Source organism: Bradyrhizobium sp., from assembly GCF_030693485.1.
Classification (GTDB): domain Bacteria; phylum Pseudomonadota; class Alphaproteobacteria; order Rhizobiales; family Xanthobacteraceae; genus Bradyrhizobium.
On record NZ_JAUYAN010000183.1, the window covers coordinates 1 to 6,196 of the forward strand.

At 64.7% G+C, this 6,196-nt stretch carries 6 protein-coding genes; 4 read left to right on the forward strand and 2 right to left on the reverse strand.

Going from position 1 to position 6,196, the window contains the following annotated elements; all coding sequences use genetic code 11:
* On the reverse strand, positions 1–623 hold a 623-nt coding region (locus tag Q8N40_RS13845), incomplete at its 3' end, for a DUF1194 domain-containing protein (RefSeq protein ID WP_305712217.1).
* A 344-nt stretch (positions 624–967) separates the two neighbouring features.
* Between Q8N40_RS13845 and clpS the strand changes: the two genes are divergently transcribed.
* Entirely contained in the window at positions 968–1,273 is a 306-nt protein-coding gene (clpS, locus tag Q8N40_RS13850) for an ATP-dependent Clp protease adapter ClpS (protein ID WP_305320307.1), read from the forward strand.
* Positions 1,274–1,282: 9 nt separating this feature from the next.
* Here clpS and Q8N40_RS13855 read toward each other — a convergent pair whose 3' ends face one another.
* Positions 1,283–2,467, reverse strand: coding sequence for an adenylate/guanylate cyclase domain-containing protein (locus Q8N40_RS13855; RefSeq protein WP_305712218.1), 1,185 nt, complete (start codon positions 2,465–2,467; stop codon positions 1,283–1,285).
* A 124-nt stretch (positions 2,468–2,591) separates the two neighbouring features.
* On the opposite strand from Q8N40_RS13855, the gene Q8N40_RS13860 reads away from it, so the two are divergent.
* From Q8N40_RS13860 to Q8N40_RS13870, 3 genes are all read left to right on the forward strand, one after another.
* Positions 2,592–4,295 carry a GMC family oxidoreductase gene (locus tag Q8N40_RS13860; RefSeq protein WP_305712219.1) on the forward strand — a complete coding sequence of 568 codons (1,704 nt, stop codon included), beginning with the start codon at positions 2,592–2,594 and terminating at the stop codon, positions 4,293–4,295.
* Positions 4,295–5,338, forward strand: coding sequence for a hypothetical protein (locus tag Q8N40_RS13865; protein WP_305712220.1), 1,044 nt, complete (start codon positions 4,295–4,297; stop codon positions 5,336–5,338). The genes Q8N40_RS13860 and Q8N40_RS13865 overlap by 1 nt, the downstream gene beginning before the upstream one ends.
* Positions 5,338–6,196, forward strand: an 859-nt coding sequence (locus tag Q8N40_RS13870) for a 2-hydroxyacid dehydrogenase (protein WP_305712221.1), incomplete at its 3' end; no start/stop codon positions are given. The genes Q8N40_RS13865 and Q8N40_RS13870, both read left to right, overlap by 1 nt.

Below are 6,196 nucleotides of genomic sequence, written 5' to 3' on the forward strand. Positions count from 1 at the left end.
TCCATGGTCGAATAGGACAGCTCCTTCACCATGATCGGCAGGCCGTTGATGATGACCCCCTTCTCGACCGCGGCATCGCGCGCGCGCGTGACCGGCGAGCCGTTGTTGTTGGGACCGTCGCCGGAAATATCGATCACGCGCCTGATCCCGCGGTGCGGATTCTCGTCGATCAGCGCCATGCCGAAATTGATCGCGCCCGAAATCGAGGTGCGCGACGCCCGTCGGATCGGCGTCTTCAGGATCTCGGCGGCGACGGCATCGGCGGTTTCAGGGCCGTCGATCACCCGCCATGGAATGATGATCTTCTGGTCGCTCGATGCGGCCCATTCGAAATAGGTCACCGCAATCTTGCCGTTCGGGCCGGTCTTCAGCGCCTGCAGAAATTCCTTCGAAATGATGGCGTGCGCGTAGCCTTCGCGCTGCAGCGCAAGCTCGTCCAGATCCATCGAGTAGGAGACATCGACCGCGAGCACCAGTTCGACGTCGACGGACGGGTGGCTTTCCTTGGCGGCCAGTTGAAGGCCGAACTGGCTTGCGGGGTTCGGCGCCGCGATACCCGCAACGTCACCTCCGGCCATGGCGCCTGCGACAAGCACCGCCCCGATCGAGACATACCAGCGCATTGGCGGCCCTCCCGTCGTCTGATCGCGATGGTGACACGCAAACTGCGCCGCGAAAAGCAGGAACATGAATTGTCCCTGCACATTCGGGTCAGCATGGTGGCTGGTTAGCCGAACGGTTGCCTTATTCGAGCGATGTGCTCAATTATGCGGCGTGCCACCCGGAGCAATGCCCGCGCGGATCGAACTGAAACTGTCCAGCAATGCCCGGTTCCAGCAGCGGCCGGGAGCCTGTAAACTGATCGAGACGGCCGTCAGTCGCGGCGATCAGACGATGGCATCGCGGCTTCCGGAATGCCGCGCCAACTGATCGCGGCGCGGCCACCCGTCGAGGAGGTCCCGCAGGAATGATCGACGCCGTTACCAAGCCGAAGACCAAGGTTAAACCCGGGACCGAGCGGCCACGGCTGCACAAGGTCATCCTGGTCAACGACGACTTTACGCCGCGCGAGTTCGTCGTCACGGTGCTGAAGGCCGAGTTCCGCATGACCGAGGACCAGGCGCACAAGGTCATGATCACGGCGCACCGGCGCGGCGTCTGCGTGGTCGCGGTCTTCACCAAGGACGTCGCCGAGACCAAGGCGACGCGCGCCACCGACGCCGGCCGCGCCAAGGGCTATCCACTGCTGTTCACGACGGAGCCGGAGGAGTAGCGAGCGCGCCTATCCTGCCGCCGTCTCGTCCAGCAGGCCATAGACCCGCTCGGCTTTGGAAAACCCCGCGATCGGAAACTCGCCGAGATCGTCCCAGCCGCCGGCGCAGATGCCGGCGAAGCCGGCCGAGGCCACCACAGTGCGGTTGAGCTTGCCGGCGATCTTTTCCAGCCGTGCCGCCAGATTGACGGCGGGGCCGATGCAGGTGAAATCGAGCCGGTTGCCACCGCCGATATTGCCGTAGAGAATTCTGCCGACATGCAACGCCACGCCGAAGCGGAAGCGCTCGACGGTATCGCCGATCGGATAGTGCATCGCCTCGACGCTGGCGCGGGATTCGCGCGCGGCGTCCAGCACCTGGCCGCACACCTGCCTGATATCGCCGACATATTCGTCGATCGGAAACACCGCGAGCAGCCCGTCGCCCATGAATTTCAGCACTTCGCCGCCGTGCCCCCTGATCGCGGCGACCTGACAGTCGAAATAGCTGTTCAGGATATCGACCACGGTTTCGGCCGGCAGCCGGTCCGACAGCGCGGTGAAACCGCGCAGATCCGACAGCCAGATCGCGGCATCCATGGTGTCGGTATGGCCGCGCCTGATCTGGCCGTTCAGGATCCGCTCGCCGGCGCGATTGCCGACATAGGTGTCGAGCAGCAGCGACGAGGTGCGGCGCCACTGGATGATCTCGATGACCCGCGCCAGCGCCGGCACCAGCGCGCGCAGGGCGGCTACCTGCTGTTCGGTAAAGCCGCCCGGCTGCTTGGTGGTCCAGCTCGATGCGTGACTTAATCCGTCGGTGAAATGCAGCGGAAGTGCGATGTAATCGGTGACGCCCTCGGCGCGCAAATCGTCGAAAATCGAAAAGCGCCGGTCCTGCAGACCTTCCAGGTGGCCGCGAACCTCCGTGCCTTCCGTGAACACGATCGCCAGCGGGCTGTTGGTGAATGCGGGGTCATCGAGAATATTGAAATCCACCGTGCCCATTTCGACCTCGGCGCCGGGCCGCCAGATGAAATTGCGGCCATAGATGTCGGGATGCAGGGTGCGGACGAAGATGCCGACCCGCCACAGCGGCAGGCCCGCCGCCACCAGGCGTTCGCAGATTTCCGCCATCATCCGGGTCGGGCTGCCCGCCGAGCGCGCGCCATCGATCAGCCAGTCGGTAATTTTCTGCAATTCCGGCACATTCATGATCCCGGCATTTGCGCCGCAAGTTTCCGGGACGTCAAGGCGATGCGAGCGCCTGGCGCCCCGCGCGTGACGCGGCGACGGGCCTGCGCTAACCTCCAGGTACAAACCAGGAGGATGCGTCAACGTGTACGACACCATCATCGTCGGCGGCGGCTCGGCGGGCTCGGTCATGGCCCACAGGCTCTCGGCCCGGAGCGCCAACAAGGTCCTGCTCTGCGAAGCGGGCCAGGACACGCCGCCCGGCAACGAGCCGCCTGAAATTCGCGACAGCTATTCCGGGCAGGCCTATTTCGATCCGCGTTTCCACTGGACCGAGCTCAAGGTCACCACGCAGATCGTCAGCCACAACAATCCCGAAGCGGACCGCCCGCCGTTGCGCAAATACGAGCAGGCCCGCGTGCTGGGTGGCGGCTCCTCGATCAACGGCCAGATGGCCAATCGCGGCGCGCCGACCGACTATGCGGAGTGGGAGGCGCGCGGCGCCGAGGGATGGAACTGGAACGACGTGCTGCCCTACTTCAAGAAAGTCGAGCGCGACCTCGACTTCGATGGGCCGCTGCACGGCAAGGACGGCCGCATTCCGGTGCGCCGCATTCCGCGCGAGCACTGGAGCGGCCACGCCGAGGCGGTCGGCAAGGCCTTCGAGGAAAAGGGTTTTAAGTTCCTGCCCGACCAGAACGGCGAATTCGTCGAAGGCTACTTCCCCGTCACCCATTCCAACGCCGAGGAACGGCGGGTGTCGGCGGCGATGGGCTATCTCGACACCGAGACGCGCAAGCGTTCCAACCTCACGATCTCGACCGACACCCAGGTAAAAGCCCTGCTGTTCGAGGGCACGCGCTGCGTCGGCGTGACGGCGATGATCGGCGGCAAGGAACAGGAGTTCCGCGGCCGCGAAATCATCCTCTCCTCCGGCGCCATCCACACGCCCGCCCATCTGATGCGGGCCGGCATCGGGCCGGTGGGCCAGCTTGCCGAGCTTGGCATTCCGGTGGTCGCGGCCCTCGAGGGTGTCGGCCAGCGCCTGATGGACCATCCCTCGATCGCGCTTTCGTCCTTCATCCGGCGCGACGCCCGCCTGCGCGAACATACGCGCCGGCACATCCATGTCGGCCTGCGCTATTCCTCGAACCTGCCGGGCATTCCCAAGGGCGACATGTTCGTGGCGGTCGCCAGCAAGTCGGCCTGGCATGCGGTCGGCGAGCAGATCGCCTCGCTGCTCACCTTCATCAACAAGACCTACTCCGAGACCGGCCAGGTGAAGCTCGCCTCGCGCGACTGGCGGAACGAGCCGGTCGTCGAATTCAACCTGCTCTCCGACAAGCGCGACCTCGACCGGCTGATGAGCGGTTTCAAGCTGATGGCCGCCGTCCAGATGACCGATGCACTCAGGAAGGTGACGGATGCCCCCTTCCCGGCGTCCTACAGCGACAAGGTGCGCGAGATCGGCGTGGTCAACACCAAGAACAAGTGGCTGACGAGGGCGGTCGCCACCCTGCTCGACGGACCGGCAGCACTCCGGCGCTACATGATCGACAACTTCGTGATCGAGGGTTTTACCTTCGACCAGGTGATGAACGACGACGAGGCGCTGGAAGCCTTCGTGCGCAAGGCCGCGATCGGGGTCTGGCACGCATCCTGTACCTGCCGCATGGGCCGCGATGACGATCCGATGGCGGTGGTCGACACCCAGGGCCGCGTCCGTGGCGTGCAAGGCCTGCGCGTGGTCGATGCGTCCATCTTCCCGGTGGTGCCCTGCGCCAACACCAACTTCCCCACCTTGATGACGGCCGAGAAGATCTCGGAGACCATGATGAGGGCGTCGTAATGGCAACCACCGATCAGCTGCACCTGATCGGATCGATCCCGCTCGACAGCAGCGAGCAGGTTTTCCGCCGGTTGGCTGAAGAACTCGGTTCGTTCCTGAAGCGGATGCCCGACGGCGAGACCGGCGAGCGCTCGCGCTGGGTCTACTTCCAACGCCAGATGTTGCTCGATCATCCGGCCATGGAAATCGATCCGACAGTGCCGCCCTACAAGTTCATCCAGTGGGACGGCAAGGTCGTGCGCGAGGTCGAGCAGGTGCGCTTCAAGCCCGGCGTCGATCCCGCCACGGTGGTGTTCGAGACGGGTTACGACAAGGCGGCCCTCGCGTCGTGGGAAGTTTTCAAGCGGCTGCGGGCGGCCGACGCCATTCCCAAGCACATGCGTTTCCAGGTTTGCCTGCCGACGCCCCAGGCCAGCGGCTATCTCTATGTCAGCGGCCCGGCACGCGAGACCTATTTCGGCGTCTACGAGCGCGCCCTGAAGGTGGCGCTAGCCAACATCGTAAAGGCGATCCCCGCCGTCGATCTCTCGATCCAATGGGACGTCTGCCAGGAAGTGCTGGCCTTCGAGAATTACTTCAAGGACCGGCCGGCCCACTACAAGACGCAAATTTTCGAAATGCTCGGCCGGCTGGGCGACGCCGTGCCCATCGGAGTCGAGATGGGATACCACCTCTGTTACGGCTCGCCCCGCGACGAGCACCTGGTGCAGCCCAAGGACGCGGCAATTCTGGTGGAAATGATGAACGGAATCGCCGCCGCCACGAAGCGGCGCATCGACTTCCTGCACATTCCAGTTCCCAAGGGCCGCACTGACGAGGCCTACTACGCCCCGCTCAAGGCGTGGGAGAGACCGGCGGGGACAAAACTCTATCTCGGACTCCTGCACTACGACGACGATGCCGGCGACAATGCCCGCATCGCCGTGGCGAGGCGGTTCGTGGACGATTTCGGCCTGTCGGCCGAATGCGGCTGGGGCCGCACCGAGCCCGGGCGCCTGCCCGGTCTGTTGAAGGGTCATCGATTGGCGGCGGAGGTACTGTGATGGTCGAGCGCGTTCTGGTGGTGGGTCCGAAAGATTGCCTGGCGATGGTCGACGACGTCGCTCCCTCCGGCTTCGAGATCGTCAAGGCGTTGCACAATTCGCCCGAACAGAAGGCGGCGTTGCCGGGGACTCATTATTTCATGGGCTTCGTGCAGCAGTACGTGACCCAGCAGCTCTACAAGGAAGCACCGCATCTCAAGCTGGTCCAGATGCTGAGCGCCGGCTACGACAGGGCCGACCTCGCCGCCGCGGGCAAGAGCAAGGTGCCGCTGTGCGCCAACGGCGGCGCCAATTCGGTGGCCGTATCCGAGCATGCGCTGTTGCTGATGCTGGCAGTGTCGCGCCGGCTGATCACCCAGCATTCCAATGTCACGGCTGGCCGCTGGCACGGCAATTCACCGCCGACAGTCCATGAAGTGCGCAGCAAGGTGCTGGGCATCGTGGGCCTCGGCACGATCGGCAAGAAGGTCGCCCGCCTGGCGCTCGCCTTCGGCATGGCCGTCCACTACTACGACATCAAGCGCCTCAAGGAAGAGGAGGAAGACGCGCTCGGCGTGCGCTTCCGCCTGCTGCCCGAGATCCTGCGCCATTCCGACATCCTGTCGCTGCACGTGCCACTGAACGACTCGACCCGGCACATGATCGGCAAGGAAGAGCTCGCCCTCATGAAGAAGTCGGCGATCATCGTGAACACGTCGCGCGGGCCGGTGATCGACGAGAAGGCGATGACCGCCGCTCTCTCCGCCGGCAAGCTGTTCGGCGCCGGCCTCGACGTGTTCGACGATGAACCGACGCCCCCCGACAATCCACTGCTGAAGCTCGACAACGTCGTGCTGACGGCCCACCTCGCCGGCCCGA

Coding starts and splice junctions, on each gene's coding strand:
- Q8N40_RS13865 (WP_305712220.1), top strand. CDS start 4,295: ATGGCAACCACCGATCAGCTGCACCTGATCGGATCGATCCCGCTCGAC.
- clpS (WP_305320307.1), top strand. CDS start 968: ATGATCGACGCCGTTACCAAGCCGAAGACCAAGGTTAAACCCGGGACC.
- Q8N40_RS13855 (WP_305712218.1), bottom strand. CDS start 2,467: ATGAATGTGCCGGAATTGCAGAAAATTACCGACTGGCTGATCGATGGC.